The sequence below is a fragment of the Microcystis sp. M165S2 genome (genome assembly GCF_020245885.1).
GTDB lineage: Bacteria > Cyanobacteriota > Cyanobacteriia > Cyanobacteriales > Microcystaceae > Microcystis.
Genome location: NZ_JADBTZ010000278.1, coordinates 1 through 17245 on the forward strand (window position 1 = coordinate 1; position 17245 = coordinate 17245).

Here is a 17245-nt window from a genome sequence, read left to right on the forward strand (position 1 = left end):
TGGTCGAGGGAATCAACAATAAACTTAAACTAATAAAACGAAGAGGCTATGGCTTTAGAAACTTTCGGAATTTTTGGGTTAGAAGTATGTTATCTTGGCATCTTGTCTGTTGATTTAGCATAAAGAGTAACGAAGAGCCCAGATCCTGAATCTCTGCATCTTTTTGAGCAATCTCTTGTTGTTTGTCACGAGCTACTAACACCAGACCAATTAAAGGGATTAATGCACCTGCAACAAAAGTTAAAAAAGGTTTTGACCAATGATTATCCTCTTTAAGTTTTTCATATTCTAATATTATCTTGGCTTGTTCAGGATTGCCTACAGACAATTCTCTCAGATCTTCAAGTGATACACCTGCATGAGGTAACGCATTCTGATTGTTCCGATTTTGAAACCGTGCTTGCAAATTTTGAAGCCATGCTTGTAGAATTGTCATCTGCTTGTCCTCGTTTGAACGAATTAATATTGCTTGGCTTTACGCCGCTGTAACCAGCGTTTGAACGAAGTAGCACTTTCTGTAGATTGTTTGCCAAGCAACAATCCTTCAATACCGATATCCTCATCGAGTTCTGGCCAATACATACCATAACCTCCACCGCTAATTTGAACATTAACACGCTCAGCCGGACTGCCATGAGCCAGACGCGGATACCAACCAATCGGGACAGCAATGGTACGACCGTCTTCGAGGTCAACAGACAGGGTATCATCTGTCACCGTGACACTAACTATTTTAGGCAGGGCCAGTGTCACCACCGCAGAAATCATCCCATTCATGTCTCAATACCTCCAGATGTTCACGGATTATACGCTCAATGTCACGCAACTCTCTGCGATTATAACCGTGATTTGTTGCCAGTGTGACATCGGGATCTAGCCAGAATTTGGCGCTTCGGTTCTCTCGATCTGCGTGTATATGTCGTGGTTCATGGCAATCATAGGAATAAAAGTAGAAGCGGTAAGGACCAGTCCGTAAGGCCGTCGGCATAGGTACAGATTGCCTCCAATCTTGACTTTATCTATTAGACATCTCCAAAAATTATAATCCAGTCACAGCTTGCTTTTAGTTTGTGTACTCACTAAATAGTTCGATAGCTGAAATGTATATCTATCGTTGCTAATTCAATTTCACTGAAAAAATATGAGGCAATTAAAATAATTTCTATTCGGGTAGATTCCTTAACTAGAAAGACTTTTGCTCTTGAGATAATATTAGGTCGAGGTCTATTCTTGACCAAAGATCAAACATAATTAGGGTTTGCTGAATAAATCTAAAAACCTTGTCGGATAACACTTTTGGACTTTTTTGACATCAAAAAGTGCCTGACCTTGGAGTGATCGGGGGGAAAATTCAGGCACTTTTTCCCTGAAAAATAGGTAATTGACCACATGAAAATCGGTAAAACCCTACACCCTACACCCTACACCCCGCCCCCAGGAAAAACTTTTTGCCGCAAACCCTAATTAAGTCTTCATCAGTTATGTAATAATCTGTGCTGACTTCCTGAAACTGTCTGACGGGCTTTTTTACTTTATAGGTTGGACTAATATATTCTTCGTAAGAATCAAAAATATTAATTGTGTTTCTGATTACTTTTTGCAGGGTATAATTAAAGGGTTTAAATATCTCTTGTATATCATTTTCATTAGTTTTTTGAGAATCATCTTTAAAAATTAAAATTGATAGATTAAACATTTGACTAGCATAGTCAGCTATTTTTCTTAAAAAATCACCATCTAATTGTTGTGCCTCATCAATAATAATTCTGACCTTTTCTAAATTTTCTTTATTTTCTAAAACTTTTTGTACTAAACTAAGTTCTTGAAGCGTAAATATCTTTAAAAGATCATTATTAATTTCAACATTAAGCGAAATTTCCTTATAGATATAATGTTTTGAATCCTGAGAATTAGTAATGAATAAAACCAATTTATAAAGTTGAATATCTGAAATAGCTTGTGAGATTGCGAGTTGAGTTTTTCCTGTTCCCGCAGGTCCATCAATAAGGATTGGAGTTTTAACTTTATAAAAACCATCTAAAATTTCTTGTTGCTCTTTAGTCAGCTTAATTATAGTTTGTTCCTCATCTTCTAGTTTTGCACTTAGGGATTTTCTAAATTCTGATTTAGGGGTAATTAAAGTTTTAATTTCTTCTACTATCTTTTTGCCAAGAGGTTGATGATGATTATTATTATTGCTATAATGACTATATATTTCGTTGATTTTCTCACCTAGATTTTTCAGATCATCTCTAAATAAAGTAACTTTTTTTTCCATAAAGAGAGCTAAATTTCCCTCTAAAATATCAATATGAGGAAAACAAATTGCATATCCACAAGGTATCCAACGATTTTTCAAACTAGGTAGTTCACGTTTTAGTAATAACGGCAAATTCTTTGAGTTAGCTAATTGTTTTTTGTAGGGATTTTGATAAGAAATATTATCTCCCGATTTCCACTGATCATGTTCCCCGTCGTAAGAAAATCGAGTTCCTCCCTTGACTTCAATAATCAATAGACCTTTCTGGGGATGAACTAACAAGAAATCCGTTTCTCTTTCAGTTCTAGCTCCATCTTTATTCTTAAAAATCCAGTATCTGTCTTGAAAAATGTAAAAATCATCGTCAAGTTGAGATAGTAAATGATATACTTCTGATTCTCCCCGTAAATCAGGATTAGAAGGCGCATCTGGGGGAAACATTTTAGCCATAATTGATATTACCCATAATTAAAAACGAGCGATCACACAGTGTGCCTTCGGCAACGCAACTCTCTAAACCCTAACTTACCCAAAAATGCCTCATACTTATCATGACTTCCAATAAAATAAGGAAGTAAAGCGATAAATCAACAAAATGCTATGGTCATCAATCTTAATATCCCACCCTCCCAACCATCAGCTAATCTAAAGGTAAAAATACTGATAGAAACCCTTAAAAATGGTCAATATGCTGTATCTATCGCTGAATTGCCTCATTTTCGAGTCCAAGCACCCACCAAAGAAGAAGCCATTTCCCAACTACAAACAACCTTTATCGAACAAATTAGCCACATTGAAACGATATCATGGACAACACCCCTAGATAACCCCTCACCCAATTGGCGAGAATTTGCAGGTATCTTTGAAAATGACGCAGATTTTCAAGAAATCATGGATACACTTCAAGCAGAACGTACTTTAGATGATGACAGTGAAGTAGAGCCCTCATATTATCTGTAGAGGATAAAGATTTGTGTCTCAATATATTCTCGATACTGACCATATTTCCCTAATTCTGCGCAATCATCCCCAAGTTATTGCTAATGCGTCCCGTCATTCCATTTCCGTTACAATCATTACTGTTCAGGAACTTTTCAACGGTTGGATGGGTAAAATTAACGATCCTTGGGCTATCAATAATCTGCCCCAACTCTACTCAAAACTTTCAATAACCGTCAAATATCTGCAAACAATTGAGATTCTAGACTTTACAAACCAAGCAGATAATCTTCTCAAACAATTACTTAAAGAGAATCCGCCTCTGCGAAAAAATCGCCTACAAAAAGATTTGCGAATAGCTGCTATTGCATTATCACTTAATGCTACAGTCGTTACTCGTAATCAAAGAGATTTCAGTTTAGTACCCAGATTATCAATAGTAGATTGGACGGGGAGCTAAAGCCAGTTTTACCCTTTTATTTCCCTAATTTTACCCTTAAACTGTTCTAAATTCTCTCTTAAACTCTCATAAATACTATTACTCCCAAATGGGGTCGTGATTCCACAGTGGTGGTAAGCCATATTGCTGCCCTGTATGAAGTGTGTATAATACTTATTAATAAAAATAATTTATCCGAATCAGCCTTAAAACCTCTAACTTAATGATAACTTTTCTGATAAATATCTTTTTGTGGCTCGTGAAAAGCTTATTCAAGCACGAGTCGCTCACAGAACAAAATCATCCTTCTAGTCCGACTCTATTCCCTTGTCCTAGTTATGGTTCTCACCATACCATCAAGAAGAGTTCTACTGATCATGATAAATCCAAACGTCAAGGTAACACTCGTCCCTGGTTGCCTGGCCAAGTTTTCCACAATACTGTTAATCTTTTATTTCTTCTGGTGTCCCCTAGTTCTGCATACTGTAATTCTTGGGCTGCCCATTTCTCCATTTTTTTCCTGACATCTCAATACACTCCTTCTTTCAAAACTATACCTCTCAATCGTTTCCGCCTTTTTTAAGTTTCTTCTCTTTTTGTTAATCAAAGATGTGACCAATGGATACCCTAAAAGGAGCGAGGTTTTAAACCCAAAATTCTGATAAAGTAAAAATCGTCCCGATACCTTGACTGGTTAAGGGAGAGAACGTCAATAGTTTGTTAAATAGTACATATAAACCAATGCCACGTCTTCGCTCGATTATTTCCCTAGTTTTAGTCCTAGTTACTACCCTGCTGGTTAGCTGCAGCGGTCCGCAAGCAACTATCCCCAGCGTTTACAGTCCCCAAAAAATCGAACAGTTACAGGTTTACATCCAACCCATAGAAGGATTTCGCCAAAAAATGAGCGTTTTGCAAGACCTCATCGCTGACAAAAATTGGGTAGATACTCGCACCTATATCCACGGTCCCTTGGGGCAATTGCGTCAGGAAATGGTAGGATTATCCCGTAATTTACTGCCCAAAGACCAAGAAAAAGCCAAGCAGTTAGCGAAAAATCTTTTCGTTCACTTTGAACGTATCGATGCGGCAGCCAAAGAAAAAGATGCTAGTCTTGCCGCTACTCAATTCCAAGAAGCATTAAAAGACTTCGATGCTTTCTTAAATATTGTTCCCAGTTAGTTTGTATCGGGAGACAGAATCGGTTATCAGTTATCAGCTTTTAAAAAAAATCTCGGGCTTTTTGCCTAGAGATTGTTGTCAGAGAGAAGCACACAAAAACTTTTTTCTTATGGGTATTGAGTTTAAAAATCAAGATAGAAAAAAATAGTGAACCTTACCTTTTCCCAACCAACTGCTTTTTATTAACCATTGGCAGGATCACTTAGTTTAGCAGTTATCTTAATAGTGAGGTACGAAGTCTCTGGTTTTAGGGAACAGGCAAGAGGGAGCGCCGGAGTTGGGGAAGTGGGGAGAAGGGAGCAGGGGAGGGGGGAGAAAAAAGCTGACGGCTGAGAGCGGGGGGAATCATGGCCATTTATAATTGCTTAATAATTGTTGCCACTGCCGTGATAATATGTCTTGTGGCTCACCTGAGCGTCATAGCTCGGAAAGCAATCTAGATATTGAGATTAGTCTATCGCTGATTTAGGTGTACCTTGTCTGATCCATCGATCGAATCTCCCCCAACCCCAGAAACCAACCCGCCGTCAGATCCGATGCGGGAATACTATCAACTACAAAACACCTTATTGATCACCACCCTGATCTTAAGCGGTCTGATCTTTATTCCCGTGTGGTGGTTTTATTCCCTCAATACCGCCCTTAATTACCTATTAGGGGCAATGGTGGGAGTTGTTTACCTAAAACTCCTGGCCGGGGAAGTGGAAAAATTGGGGGTAACGAAAAATCGGGTGGGCAAAAAAGGATTAGCCCTATTCGCTGGATTAATCATCATCGCCAGTCGTTGGCAAGAACTGCACATAGTGCCAGTTTTTTTGGGTTTTTTGACCTATAAAGGGGCGATCATCGTCTATACTCTGCAAACCATCTTCAAGTTGGAGCAGAAAGCCGATTCCTAACCCCTTTGACCGTTAAAATAACCCTGATTTGCGAACCCGAATCTCTCCAAGGTGGAAATGTTAGACAGTTTAAGTGTGCTTAATTTTTATAGCCTCGCTTCCCTGGAAGTGGGACAACACTGGTACTGGCACATCGGCGGACTAAAAATTCACGGGCAAGTGATCGCGGTCTCCTGGATCGTCTTCGCTATCTTAATCATCGCCTCGATCGCCGCTACCCGCAAGATCCAGAAAGTTCCTAGCGGTATTCAAAACCTGATGGAGTACGTTCTGGAATTTCTGCGCGATTTAGCCAAAAACCAGCTAGGAGAAAAGGAATATCGACCCTGGTTGCCCTTCATCGGCACCCTATTTTTATTTATTTTCGTTTCTAACTGGTTAGGGGCATTGATTCCTTGGAAGTTAATCGAACTGCCCGAAGGAGAATTAGCCGCCCCCACTAACGACATCAATACCACGGTGGCGTTAGCCCTACTGACTTCCCTCGCTTACTTCTACGCGGGCATCAGTAAAAAAGGACTCGGTTACTTTGCTCACTACCTAGAGCCGATTCCCGTGCTATTACCGATCAAAATTTTAGAAGACTTTACCAAACCCCTCTCCCTCAGCTTCCGTCTTTTCGGAAACATCCTCGCAGACGAGTTGGTAGTGGCCGTATTAGTCTTCCTTGTCCCCCTAGTCGTACCCCTACCCCTGATGGCTCTCGGTTTATTTACCAGCGCTATTCAGGCCCTTGTCTTCGCCACCCTTGCCGGGGCCTATATCCATGAGGCACTGGAATCGGAACACGAAGAAGAACACGCTTAAAAGCGAGGGACAAAAAAAGAAAAATTTCTTAGGGAAAAGTGTCCAAATAATAGGATAATAACTAAGAAATTATTGGTCGAATTCAGGATGAGCAACTGAATTCCAGGATCGTTCTTTCCCAAAAACTCTTTCGGGAGTTTTGAGCAGAAAACCAGCCATTTTTTACGGCTGAGAACGCGCTCTGTAAACAACAGATTGAAATTGATTAGTAAATAGAGGAAAAAATCACCATGAACCCCACAGTAGCTGCCGCTTCCGTTATCGCCGCCGCCCTCGCCGTTGGTTTAGCCGCTATCGGCCCCGGCGTTGGTCAAGGTACCGCTTCTGGAGAAGCTGTTTCCGGTATCGCCCGTCAACCCGAAGCTGAAGGAAGAATTCGTGGTACCCTTCTCCTCAGCTTGGCATTCATGGAATCCTTAACCATCTACGGCTTGGTTATCGCTCTCGTTTTACTGTTCGCTAACCCCTTCGCCTAATTAAAAAAGCAGTGGGCTATCAGCCCCCAGTCCGCAGCTTGGCGGGAGAGTTTTCAAAACTCTAAAAAAACGCCGAAGGAGCCAACTAAAAAGTCTGGTTTTTGGGACGGAAGGCTGATAGCTAGTTAAGGGAATTTTGCTGATCCCCCCTGACAGTTTATTGTTAAAGCAGGGGGATCGTCTTCCTTTTTTGAACCTGCCTATAGCTTCTATTTATCAGGAATAAATCAATGTTTGATTTCGATGCCACCCTGCCAGTGATGGCACTACAATTTATTCTTTTGGCAGTGATCCTGAACGCCGTTTTTTATAAACCCCTCAGTAAAGTTTTAGATGAACGGGCGGAGTATATTCGGCAAACCGAAGGCGGAGCCAAAGAACAACTAGCCAAAACCGAAGCACTGGTACAAGAGTACGAATTGCAATTAAGTTCGGCTCGTAAACAATCCCAAGAGATTATCGCCCAAGCGCAAGCTGAAGCCCAAAAACTAGCCAGCGAACGAGTTGCCGCATCCCAAAAAGAAGCGATCGCTCGTAAAGAAGCCGTCGCCGCCGAAATTGCCCAACAGAAAGAAGAAGCCTTTCGTTCTCTAGAAGGACAAGTAGCCTCTCTTTCCCGTCAAATTCTCGAAAAACTCCTCGGCCCCGAACTCGTTCGCTAAACCCCAGCCCTTGGTTAATAACAGTGATCAGTGAAAAGATAGAAGTCAGTCGTCAGGAGTTAGAAGACTGATAACTTACCTCTGATAACTGATAACTGAATAACCTACTCCCCGCCCTCAATAATCATGATCATCGACACAGTTTTATTATTAGCCACGGAGGCGAAGGAAGCGGCAGCAGAGGGATTCGGCATCAACCCCGATATCTTAGGAACTAACCTATTTAACCTCTCGATTCTGCTCGGTTTAGTCATCTTCTACGGCCGCAAAGTTCTCGGACAAATCCTCGGAGAACGTCAGTCGAAGATTGCTGAAGCTTTGGCCGAAGCTGAAAACCGGAAAAATATTGCCGCTACCGCCCTCGCCGAAGAACAGAAAAAACTCGCCCTGGCAAAACAAGAGGCGGAAAAAATTATCGATAACTCTCGATCTAGAGCTAAAGCTGTCACCGCCGACATCGCCGCCCAAGCCGAACTCGATATTCAAAGAATGCGCGAAAGTGCCGCTAAAGATCTCTCGGCGGAACAGGATCGCGTTTTAGTAGAATTACGCCAAAGAATTACCGCTTTAGCCTTAGCTAATGTGGAATCCCAATTAAGCACCGGCCTGGAAGAATCGGTACAACAAACCCTAATTGATCGCAGTTTGGCCAACCTAGGAGGTAAATAGATGCAGGGAAGTTTAATCAGTTCAGAAATCGCCGAACCCTACGCCCAAGCATTACTTTCCGTCGCCCAAAGCAGCGGACAATTAGAAGCGATCGGCGGCGAAATTAAATCCCTCTTGGAATTGCTAGAAAATGCTCCCGATCTAAGAGCTTTTATCGGCAATCCCGTCATCAAAGAAGAAGCTAAAAAAGCCGTTCTTTCCCAAGTAATGGGGAGCAGTGCCAATCCCTATTTAACTAACTTCATGATGTTATTAGTCGATAAACGTCGGATTCAATTTTTAGAACCCGTTTGTCAACAATATCTCACCCTAGCTAGAGTGCTGACTAACACCGTTTTAGCGGAAGTTTCCTCGGCCACCGAATTGAACGATAGCCAAAAACAAATCGTCATCGACAAAGTGAAAACCCTAACCGGGGCGAACGTGGTCGAACTGAAAACCAAAGTTGATGGCAGCCTCATCGGTGGTGTGGTGATCAAAGTCGGTTCTCAGGTCTTTGATGCCAGCATTCGCGGTCAACTACAACGCCTCAGCCTCTCCCTGCGCTAAGGTCATCTAATCTCCCTTTTTTGCCGTTTTTTCACCTCCTAATTTTTTACTTTTTCCCAGATTAAACTATGGTAGCTATCAGACCCGACGAAATTAGCACGATTATTCGTCAACAGATCGAATCCTATAACCAAGAAGTACAGGTCTCCAACGTGGGAACCGTCCTGCAAGTGGGTGACGGTACTGCCCGCATCTACGGCCTACAACAAGCCATGTCGGGAGAACTATTAGAATTTGAAGATGGAACCGTCGGCATCGCCCTTAACCTCGAAGAAGATAACGTCGGTGCAGTGTTAATGGGTGACGGTTTCGGGATTAAAGAAGGCGGTACGGTGAAAGCTACCGGTAAAATCGCTCAGGTTCCCGTGGGTGAAGCCTTAGTCGGCCGCGTGGTTGATGCTCTCGGTCGTCCCATCGACGGTAAAGGGGACATCATCACCAGCGAAACCCGTCTGGTGGAATCCCCCGCCCCCGGTATTGTCGCTCGCAAATCCGTCTGTGAACCGATGCAAACCGGCATTACCGCTATCGATGCCATGATTCCCGTCGGTCGTGGTCAACGGGAGTTAATTATCGGTGACAGAAAAACTGGCAAAACAGCGATCGCCATTGACACAATCATTAACCAGAAAAGCGAAGACGTGATCTGTGTCTATGTCGCCATCGGTCAAAAAGCCTCCACCGTCGCCCAAGTAATCGACACCCTCACCCAAAGAGGAGCCATGGATTACACCGTGGTGGTGGCCGCTAACGCTAACGACCCCGCCACCCTCCAGTATATCGCCCCCTACACCGGAGCTTCGATCGCCGAATACTTCATGTATAAAGGCAAAGCGACCCTAGTTATCTACGATGACCTCACCAAACAGGCTCAAGCTTATCGTCAGCTATCCCTGCTCATGCGTCGTCCTCCCGGTCGGGAAGCTTACCCCGGCGACGTTTTCTATCTCCACTCCCGTTTACTAGAGCGCGCCGCTAAACTCAGCGATGCCCTCGGTGGTGGCAGCATGACCGCCCTGCCGATTATCGAAACCCAGGCCGGTGACGTTTCCGCCTACATTCCCACCAATGTAATTTCGATTACTGACGGTCAGATCTTCCTCTCCACCGACCTCTTTAACGCTGGTTTCCGTCCCGCTATTAACGCTGGTATTTCCGTATCCCGCGTGGGTTCGGCGGCCCAAACGAAAGCGATGAAGAAAGTGGCCGGTAAATTAAAACTCGAATTAGCCCAGTTTGACGAATTAGAAGCTTTTGCTCAATTCGCTTCTGACCTTGATGCGGCCACCCAAGCACAACTGTCTCGCGGTCAGCGTCTGCGTCAAATCCTGAAACAGCCCCAAAACTTCCCCCTGGCCGTTTGGGAACAGGTCGCGGTGGTTTATGCCGGTTTAAACGGTTATCTCGACGATATCGCCACCAATAAAGTTATCGATTTCTGTACTGGCCTACGGGAATACCTGAAAACCAGCAAACCTCGCTACGTTGAGATCGTTAGCACTGAAAAACAACTCAACGACGAAGCGGAAGGCCTGCTCAAAGATGGCATCAACGAGTACAAACAAGCCTTTAAATAATCTCGGTAATCAGTAAATGAATGTTGGTAATGGGGGTTAGGTTTTAGGGGATGGGGTGTTGAGGTTTTGGGGTATTAGTTGAAATTTCCCGATCTCCCCATTTCCCCACCTCTCCATTCCCTCCTAAACCCCGACTCTTGACTGATGACTGATGACTGATAACTGATAACTGATAACTGAATTATGCCTAATCTCAAAGCGATTCGCGACCAAATTCAATCGGTCAAAAATACCAAAAAAATTACCGAGGCCATGCGTCTAGTGGCGGCCGCAAAAGTGCGCCGCGCCCAAGAACAAGTTCTCTGTACCCGTCCTTTTGCCGATGCCCTCGCTCAGGTACTTTATAATCTGCAAGGTCGTTTGGCCTTTAGTGATGTTAACTTACCCCTACTGGCCCAACGGGAAGTAAAAACCGTGGCTCTGTTGGTAGTGACAGGCGATCGAGGTCTTTGTGGCGGTTATAATACTAACGTCATCCGTCGTGCCGAACAACGGATTAATGAATTAAAAGAGCAAGGGATTAACTATCAATTAGTTGTTGCCGGCCGGAAAGCGGCACAATATTTCGAGCGCCGCAATGCTCCCATTGCCGCTAAATTTATTAACCTTGAACAGATTCCCACTGCTGATGAAGCTGGCACGATTGGGGATGAATTGCTTTCCTTATTTTTATCGGAAACAGTTGATCGCGTCGAGTTAATTTATACTCGTTTTATCTCCCTGATCAGTTCCACTCCGGTGATTCAAACCCTGTTACCTTTAACTACCCAAGGTTTAGCGGTACAGGATGACGAGATTTTCCGTTTGGTGACTAAAGAGGGAAAATTTAAGGTACAACGGGAAAAAATGGCCAGCCAACCAGCGCAGGTTTTTCCCCAAGACATGATTTTTGAGCAGAATCCCGTCCAAATCCTCGATTCTCTCCTACCTTTGTACTTAAATAACCAATTACTGCGCGCTCTCCAGGAATCGGCAGCGAGTGAATTAGCAGCCCGGATGACGGCGATGAGCAACGCCAGCGAGAACGCCAGCGAGTTAATCGGGACTTTAAGCCGCACCTACAACAAAGCGCGTCAAGCCGCTATTACCCAAGAATTGCTAGAAGTAGTAGCGGGAGCCAACGCTCTCTAGGTTTAAGCCATTTTTTCTTCTGATTATCAGTAGGAGTGATTTTTTTCACTCCTTTTTTTATATAGGGCTTGCTGAAAAAGTAGGGACGAAGAACACCTAAGGATGATTAGATTGTTTTCTTAAGCACAATCTCCGAGCGACTATCAAAACCTAGATCTCCAATACCAACTACTTCCCAACCTTGAGATCCCAAACCATTAAGAATTTGTGGCAAATCCGCTCCTACTTGGTTGCCATTCAGAAACCAGACCACAGCATTAGGTTCATTCTTTCCTACAAGAATCTGATATTGGAAAATAGCCATTTGACCTCTTGTATTGGGTTGCCTTTGGATCAGTCCAACGGAATTCTAGACGAACTTTTCCAGGTAATACCCCCAATTAAGATTTTATTAAGAGTTCATTCTCGCACCTCTAGAAGTTTAAACCATGTCACTCGCTGAGTTAATTCCTCTGGTCAACAATCTGAGCCAGTCAGACAAATTATCACTCTTTAAAGTCCTAGCCACACAAATCCCAGACGCTGAACTACAATTCATCTTCTCCGCATCAGAGTACCCAATTTGGTCCCCCTACGACGCAACGGCAACTGCAAACATCCTGGGGCAGATGATTGAGGATGACCAAGGGGCATCTGCTCATGCCTAGTACAGTTGAGTTTCCCTTTTCTGAGGATAACGCATTACCGACCAGAACCTTGATCCCAAGCGGCGATCGCTCTGATAACATGAGCTACTTTATCATTCTGCCTCAAAATTGTTTTTTATTGGTCGGCAATAATTGTCTTCTTTTTTTGATTTTGTACGGTAAGTTTGGAACAATCATATTTAAAAAGGCAGAAAATCTTCATCAAGAATTTGCTCCAGCGATAGTCCCCACTCTCAGGCTCAATGACAATAAACCAGTCATAATATTCCCCTGCTAATTGTGGATAAACGCGGTCAAAAATCTCTCGACAACGCCGAGCTAAAGCTTTATCCTCAGCCTCAATTTTCGCTATTTCTTCAGCAGAAAGGCGATGTTGATGAGGAAAAATCGAACTTCCCAGAGGAACTTTTCGAGAGGTTATTTGGCTCATTTTGGCTAATTTTTGCCCAGTGGTGACAAATTTAACTAGAGACAGAGAGAAGAAAAGAGCCTGTTGTGTTTCGGAAATGACTATCGTTCAGGAGAAGTCATTCTTTGATTATTCTAACGATTTCTGCATCTAGTCGGAGCCGTTTTTTTCAGGACAATCGCCACTCTCCACCTAGCCCAATATTGGGAGTAATAAGCTAAATCCCGTCATATAATTGGAAAGGAGAATGGCAACATTAGAGGCTGAGGCGAGGGGAAACAGATGAAGGGCGATCCGGCTGTATTGAAGAAAGTGTCTGTCAGTCTTCCTTTTGGTATTGGTTCAGCCGAATGGGAGGCAGATCCGACTGAGAGAAGGGCTGCATGGTCACTTTATGTGGAATTGGTGACGCGCATTGCTGTAGAGCCACTGGAGGGTGAAGAAGGGCTGCTGCGTGAGGCTTTGAACTCCCTGTATAGTTTATTTGGGACAACCCGCGAGATTCTCAAGGAAGCTGGTCCCGATGTGGGGGCTTCTCGCAATTCAGTGGGCGGTATTGCGATCGCTGTCCTGAATCGGGGGTTGCGCCGTTTTCTAGCCAAGTGGCATCCTCGCTTACAGGTTTGGGAAGCGAAGCGCCCTGCTGATGTCAGTCCCAAGGAATACGAGCAGCAATGGACAGAAGAACCTGAATTGCGAAGGGAGTTAGAGGCTCTCAGGCAGGATTTAAGTCGGTATGCACTGGCTCTAGCAGAGATTGCTGGGGTTGAAAATTAGGGGAGGAGGTTCTTTAAATGTCTCAGCAGTTTGATGTTTTCCTGGCTCATAATAGTGTGGATAAACCGCAAGTAAGGGTGATCGCTAAAAAACTGAGGGAACGAGGGTTAAAACCTTGGCTAGATGAGGAACAAATCCCACCAGGGATGTCATTTCAGGATGAAATTCAAAAAGCTATTCCCCTGATTAAATCGGCAGCTATTATTATTGGTACTAAGGGATTAGGAACGTGGCAGGTCATGGAACTGCGATCGCTTATTACTAAATTTGTTAATCAAAAAATTCCTGTTATTCCTGTTTTGTTACCAGGGGTTAATAATATTCCTAGTGATTTACTATTCCTACAAGAACTTAATTGGGTTAAGTTTGAGCAGATTGATGATGCTACGGCTTTTTATCGGCTACAGTGGGGCATTACCCAAGTTAAGCCAGAGTTACACCCCAAAACCGTACAATTGACCGCCGAGGAGTGGCTTAACAGTGCCTATAACAAAGGTGAATCAGGAGACTACCAAGGTGCGATCGCTGACTACAATCAAGCCATTAAAATCAAACCTGACTATGCTCTTGCCTACAACAATCGCGGGATTGCCAAGGATGACTTAGGAGACAACCAAGGTGCGATCGCTGACTACAATCAAGCCATTCAAATCAAACCCGACTATGCTGATGCCTACATCTTTCGCGGGTTAGCCAAGTCTAACTTAGGAGACAAGCAAGGTGCGATCGCTGACTACAATCAAGCCATTCAAATCAAACCCGACTGTGCTGATGCCTACATAGGTCGCGGGAGAATCAAGTCTGACTTAGAAGACAACCAAGGTGCGATCGCAGACTACAATCAAGCCATTCAATTCAAACCCGACTGTGCTCATGCCTACTTCAATCGTGGGAATGCCAAGTCTAACTTAGGAGACAACCAAGGTGCGATCGCTGACTGCAATCAAGCCATTCAATTCAAACTCGACTTTGCAGAAGCCTACTCTTGTCGCGGGCGTGCCAAGTCTAACTTAGGAGACAACCAAGGTGCGATCGCTGACTACAATCAAGCCATTCAAATCAAACCCGATTTGGCAATAGCCTACATCTTTCGCGGGCTTTTCAAGAAAAACTTAGGAGACAACCAAGGTGTGATCGCTGACTTGAATCAAGCGGCACAACTTTACTCGCAGCAAGGCGAGATGGAATCGTATCGTAAGTCTCTCGACATCATCCAATATCTTGAAAAAGGATTTTGGGGAAGGTTGTTCTCGGAAATAAAAATGGCTGTTACTGAAATTAAAAAATCAAAATAAAGGACTGATGAATTAATCTATAATGCAAGAGAAAGGAGCTATTAGCGGAAGGTTATTTGAACCATCTAAAGCGGGAGGTAAAATTCTTAAATTATCCTATCAAGAAATAAAAAACTAGGCTATCCCACTGGACAGCCACCCGATCCAGATCTGGCTTACAAGTTGTGGAATAATGCTCACACAGCAACCCTTGAAGATTATGGTTTAAAAGAAGGATTTGGCGTTTTATTTCACCCAAGTATAGAGGATTAATCATGAAAGATACCGTACAGTTAACCCAACTTGAATTGGTGCTTCTCCAATTAGTTGAAAAAGGAAAAGGAAAATGGAGTTGGTACGAATTAGCTAACGCACTTTCCCGCCGAGATGTTACTAGGGAACCTGATATGATGACAGTCTTAAAAAATCTTTGCCAGCGAGGCTTAGTCAAACGTTATGTGGAAAAAGAATCGCCGCGTGATCGTTGGGAATTGACTTCAAAAGGGGAGGCTTTGTTAAAAAATAGCTAATGACAAACCGCAAGAAGATGGGGCTAAAGTTTGGGAAGAATGGTTTGAAGGTCTAAAATTGATAAATTATGAAAAAACTCGAAAAAATTATCACAGAATTTCGCCAAGCACTAGAAAAAATCTATGGCGATAAATTAATAAACTTAGTTCTGTACGGTTCTCAAGCAAGAGGGGATGCAACAGAAGACTCTGATATTGATATCATGGTAGTTTTAAAAAGTCCAGTTTCTCCTGGGGATGAAATTTTCCGTATGGGAGAAGTGAAAAATCAAATTAACCTTAAATACGATCAACTCATCTCAGTTTTGCCCATATCTGAAGAAGACTTTTTATGTAAAGATACTCCTTTATTAGAAAATATTCGCCGAGAAGGTATAGCTTTATGAACCGCATTCAAACATTACTAAGTCTAGCTAAAGAAGAATTATCTGCTGCTGAAATTTTGTTGGAAAATACTCTGTATCTTGCTTTATTTAGATAAAGTAGGAAAACTGAGTAACTCAATTCTGACAATTGGTGAGATAAAAATCTGATGCAAACTCAAAAAAGCTGGGGAGAAAAAAGAAGTAACTAGATCATCATCGGCTAAATAATAAATAAAAATATTGGTATCATAGACGTATTTCATCCATCCCACTCCCGACGAAGAGACTCTACATGAGATAGCATTGCCGCTTTTTTATCCTTAAGAATACCTTTGGCTTTAACCACCTTTTGATAATCTTTTTGCCAAAGCTGAAGCAGTGAATCTGGCACGTCTGCTGTAATAAAATTTTCATCCTCAGCAATCAGATAATTCCTTGGTATTTTAATCAGTGGCACAGCTTTTCTCCTAATACCAAACAGTATTTAATGTCTCTGTCATAGACCATCATTATATATTATCATCACAAGTACGGTAGAGCCACCAAGCCAAGGAATATTCGGGTGATAAAACTAACTTTGTTTAATTTAGAGCGGGATTAAGTAATTCTACCTGACAGCGTAATGCTGCATCTATTAATTGCTTATCATTGGTAGCCAATGGTAAATCTAAGCGCAAAGCAAGCTCTAAGTAAGCAGCATCATAAGAAGCTAATTTTTGTTCTCTTGCTAGTGTTAAAGTCCTGCCAAAAGCTTGGACTGAAGTTAAAGAATCAATAGTAATAAGTAAAGACTGTAACCAATTAATCGATGCTTGAGTTTGCTCGACCGTCATCCGATTTCTTCGGTTCTTCCGAACTTACACTGTAGAAAATTCCCCAAGCTCCCTCTCTGTCCAGTAATGCTCTAAAGTTGATAAATATCAATCTAACAAAAACTCAAAGCCTTACTATACAAGCTTTACAAGCATGAGTTGTTAATAGTTTTACATGACAGGTTCGGTAGAGCCATTTCTTCTTTCTGCGACTAGGAGAGTATTGACAATCTCTAAAGACCAAATTTCGGGAACAAATGCTTCGGCGTTTGGCATTATGTCTAATACTGCGTTAGCATAATCTTTATCTTCATCGACCAAACACCAGCTAATTGCTACCGAACAATCTAAAACGAACTCAATCAAAACCGCCTCCCTTCTTCTCGCATGGCACGAATTTCACTTTTAGGTAAAGCTACAGTTTTTTGAAGGCGGCGCATTCCTGAAATAGCTTGGGTAATAGATTGCTCTACTACTGGGTTGCCCCAGGCATTATAGCGAGGTTTTCTTTCCTCTTTTCTACTTGCTAAATCTTCACTGACTTCTTGAACCGCTTCAACGGTTACTGTAACATTTACTTCAGTTTCTTTAAAATCGGACGGTATATCTAAATGTAAGATTCCATCTCTACCAATCTGAGAACGTAGTTTAATTGTTGGCATATTAAAACCTCGTACATTCTTATCCTTTTGCCCCTTTATAAGCAGTAAAACGTAGTAAAACGTAGTAAAACGTAGTAAAACGTAGTAAAACGTAGTAAAACGTAGTAAAACGTAGTAAAACGTAGTAAAACGTAGTAAAACGTAGTAAAACGTAGTAAAACGTAGTAAAACGTAGTAAA

Annotated in this window: 26 protein-coding genes and 1 pseudogene; 16 read left to right on the forward strand and 11 right to left on the reverse strand. The window is 42.5% G+C overall.

Annotated elements, in window-relative coordinates; genetic code table 11:
* Nucleotides 1-113, forward strand: a 113-nt coding sequence (locus IM479_RS13945; RefSeq protein WP_071784045.1) for a transposase, incomplete at its 5' end; no start/stop codon positions are given.
* Between the two features lie 346 nt (nt 114-459).
* On the opposite strand, the gene IM479_RS13950 is transcribed toward IM479_RS13945, so the two are convergent.
* The 3 genes from IM479_RS13950 to IM479_RS13960 all read right to left on the reverse strand — a co-directional run bounded on the left by IM479_RS13950 (nt 460) and on the right by IM479_RS13960 (nt 2710).
* Nucleotides 460-756 carry a DUF2442 domain-containing protein gene (locus tag IM479_RS13950; protein WP_287685196.1) on the reverse strand — a complete coding sequence of 99 codons (297 nt, stop codon included), beginning with the start codon at nt 754-756 and terminating at the stop codon, nt 460-462.
* The gene (locus IM479_RS13955) at nt 734-988 is read right to left on the reverse strand and encodes a DUF4160 domain-containing protein (RefSeq protein WP_158199218.1); all 255 of its coding nucleotides are present in this window, start codon (nt 986-988) and stop codon (nt 734-736) included. The genes IM479_RS13950 and IM479_RS13955 overlap by 23 nt, the downstream gene beginning before the upstream one ends.
* Nucleotides 989-1414: 426 nt before the next feature.
* On the reverse strand, nt 1415-2710 hold the full coding sequence (locus tag IM479_RS13960; protein ID WP_287685197.1) for an NERD domain-containing protein/DEAD/DEAH box helicase: 1296 nt from the start codon (nt 2708-2710) through the stop codon (nt 1415-1417).
* A gap of 150 nt (nt 2711-2860) precedes the next feature.
* Here IM479_RS13960 and IM479_RS13965 point away from each other — a divergent pair, with 150 nt between their 5' ends.
* Nucleotides 2861-3220 carry a hypothetical protein gene (locus IM479_RS13965; protein ID WP_287685198.1) on the forward strand — a complete coding sequence of 120 codons (360 nt, stop codon included), beginning with the start codon at nt 2861-2863 and terminating at the stop codon, nt 3218-3220.
* A gap of 13 nt (nt 3221-3233) precedes the next feature.
* The gene (locus IM479_RS13970; protein WP_158199219.1) at nt 3234-3659 is read left to right on the forward strand and encodes a type II toxin-antitoxin system VapC family toxin; all 426 of its coding nucleotides are present in this window, start codon (nt 3234-3236) and stop codon (nt 3657-3659) included.
* Between the two features lie 334 nt (nt 3660-3993).
* Here the strand turns inward: IM479_RS13970 and IM479_RS13980 are convergent.
* Nucleotides 3994-4151, reverse strand: a pseudogene (locus IM479_RS13980) (IS4/Tn5 family transposase DNA-binding protein); the annotation flags it as partial.
* 228 nt (nt 4152-4379) lie between these two features.
* On the opposite strand from IM479_RS13980, the gene psbQ reads away from it, so the two are divergent.
* The 9 genes from psbQ (at nt 4380) to IM479_RS14025 (ending at nt 11590) form a co-directional block, all read left to right on the forward strand.
* Nucleotides 4380-4820, forward strand: coding sequence for a photosystem II protein PsbQ (gene psbQ, locus IM479_RS13985; RefSeq protein WP_286824893.1), 441 nt, complete (start codon nt 4380-4382; stop codon nt 4818-4820).
* A gap of 536 nt (nt 4821-5356) precedes the next feature.
* The gene (locus tag IM479_RS13990; protein ID WP_149988376.1) at nt 5357-5719 is read left to right on the forward strand and encodes an ATP synthase subunit I; all 363 of its coding nucleotides are present in this window, start codon (nt 5357-5359) and stop codon (nt 5717-5719) included.
* Between the two features lie 57 nt (nt 5720-5776).
* Nucleotides 5777-6526 (forward strand): F0F1 ATP synthase subunit A, encoded by a 750-nt coding sequence (atpB, locus tag IM479_RS13995; RefSeq protein WP_002739857.1) that lies wholly within the window; start codon nt 5777-5779, stop codon nt 6524-6526.
* A 230-nt stretch (nt 6527-6756) separates the two neighbouring features.
* Nucleotides 6757-7002, forward strand: a complete 246-nt coding sequence (gene atpE / locus IM479_RS14000; protein ID WP_002740068.1) for an ATP synthase F0 subunit C — start codon at nt 6757-6759, stop codon at nt 7000-7002.
* A 230-nt stretch (nt 7003-7232) separates the two neighbouring features.
* Nucleotides 7233-7664: a F0F1 ATP synthase subunit B' gene (locus IM479_RS14005; RefSeq protein ID WP_287685199.1), complete on the forward strand. Its 432-nt coding sequence runs from the start codon at nt 7233-7235 to the stop codon at nt 7662-7664.
* Nucleotides 7665-7790: 126 nt separating this feature from the next.
* Nucleotides 7791-8333, forward strand: coding sequence for a F0F1 ATP synthase subunit B (locus tag IM479_RS14010; protein WP_287685200.1), 543 nt, complete (start codon nt 7791-7793; stop codon nt 8331-8333).
* Nucleotides 8334-8882, forward strand: a complete 549-nt coding sequence (gene atpH, locus IM479_RS14015) for an ATP synthase F1 subunit delta (RefSeq protein WP_002763366.1) — start codon at nt 8334-8336, stop codon at nt 8880-8882.
* 68 nt (nt 8883-8950) lie between these two features.
* The gene (gene atpA / locus IM479_RS14020; RefSeq protein ID WP_286824895.1) at nt 8951-10459 is read left to right on the forward strand and encodes a F0F1 ATP synthase subunit alpha; all 1509 of its coding nucleotides are present in this window, start codon (nt 8951-8953) and stop codon (nt 10457-10459) included.
* Nucleotides 10460-10642: 183 nt separating this feature from the next.
* Nucleotides 10643-11590, forward strand: a complete 948-nt coding sequence (locus IM479_RS14025; protein WP_286824896.1) for a F0F1 ATP synthase subunit gamma — start codon at nt 10643-10645, stop codon at nt 11588-11590.
* Between the two features lie 106 nt (nt 11591-11696).
* Here the strand turns inward: IM479_RS14025 and IM479_RS14030 are convergent, their stop codons facing one another.
* A complete protein-coding gene (locus IM479_RS14030; protein ID WP_287685201.1) occupies nt 11697-11894 on the reverse strand; it encodes a hypothetical protein in 198 nt (65 codons plus the stop codon).
* A gap of 458 nt (nt 11895-12352) precedes the next feature.
* Nucleotides 12353-12667 (reverse strand): hypothetical protein, encoded by a 315-nt coding sequence (locus IM479_RS14035; protein ID WP_002755562.1) that lies wholly within the window; start codon nt 12665-12667, stop codon nt 12353-12355.
* Between the two features lie 261 nt (nt 12668-12928).
* On the opposite strand from IM479_RS14035, the gene IM479_RS14040 reads away from it, so the two are divergent.
* The 4 genes from IM479_RS14040 to IM479_RS14055 all read left to right on the forward strand — a co-directional run bounded on the left by IM479_RS14040 (nt 12929) and on the right by IM479_RS14055 (nt 15613).
* Nucleotides 12929-13423: a hypothetical protein gene (locus IM479_RS14040; protein ID WP_002792692.1), complete on the forward strand. Its 495-nt coding sequence runs from the start codon at nt 12929-12931 to the stop codon at nt 13421-13423.
* 17 nt (nt 13424-13440) lie between these two features.
* The gene (locus IM479_RS14045; protein WP_287685202.1) at nt 13441-14718 is read left to right on the forward strand and encodes a toll/interleukin-1 receptor domain-containing protein; all 1278 of its coding nucleotides are present in this window, start codon (nt 13441-13443) and stop codon (nt 14716-14718) included.
* 254 nt (nt 14719-14972) lie between these two features.
* The gene (locus IM479_RS14050; RefSeq protein WP_024968629.1) at nt 14973-15227 is read left to right on the forward strand and encodes a hypothetical protein; all 255 of its coding nucleotides are present in this window, start codon (nt 14973-14975) and stop codon (nt 15225-15227) included.
* A gap of 68 nt (nt 15228-15295) precedes the next feature.
* Nucleotides 15296-15613 carry a nucleotidyltransferase domain-containing protein gene (locus IM479_RS14055; protein ID WP_002768481.1) on the forward strand — a complete coding sequence of 106 codons (318 nt, stop codon included), beginning with the start codon at nt 15296-15298 and terminating at the stop codon, nt 15611-15613.
* A gap of 83 nt (nt 15614-15696) precedes the next feature.
* Here the strand turns inward: IM479_RS14055 and IM479_RS14060 are convergent, their stop codons facing one another.
* From IM479_RS14060 to IM479_RS14080, 5 genes are all read right to left on the reverse strand, one after another.
* Nucleotides 15697-15855 carry a PIN domain-containing protein gene (locus IM479_RS14060; RefSeq protein WP_002755558.1) on the reverse strand — a complete coding sequence of 53 codons (159 nt, stop codon included), beginning with the start codon at nt 15853-15855 and terminating at the stop codon, nt 15697-15699.
* Nucleotides 15852-16049, reverse strand: a complete 198-nt coding sequence (locus IM479_RS14065) for a hypothetical protein (protein WP_002789758.1) — start codon at nt 16047-16049, stop codon at nt 15852-15854. Before IM479_RS14065 ends, IM479_RS14060 begins: the two co-directional genes overlap by 4 nt.
* A gap of 124 nt (nt 16050-16173) precedes the next feature.
* Complete coding sequence (locus IM479_RS14070; protein ID WP_287079898.1) at nt 16174-16425, reverse strand: type II toxin-antitoxin system VapC family toxin; 252 nt, start codon at nt 16423-16425, stop codon at nt 16174-16176.
* Nucleotides 16426-16575: 150 nt separating this feature from the next.
* The gene (locus IM479_RS14075) at nt 16576-16770 is read right to left on the reverse strand and encodes a type II toxin-antitoxin system VapC family toxin (RefSeq protein ID WP_287079897.1); all 195 of its coding nucleotides are present in this window, start codon (nt 16768-16770) and stop codon (nt 16576-16578) included.
* A complete protein-coding gene (locus IM479_RS14080; protein WP_002773173.1) occupies nt 16767-17066 on the reverse strand; it encodes a hypothetical protein in 300 nt (99 codons plus the stop codon). Before IM479_RS14080 ends, IM479_RS14075 begins: the two co-directional genes overlap by 4 nt.
* Nucleotides 17067-17245: the final 179 nt, after the last annotated feature.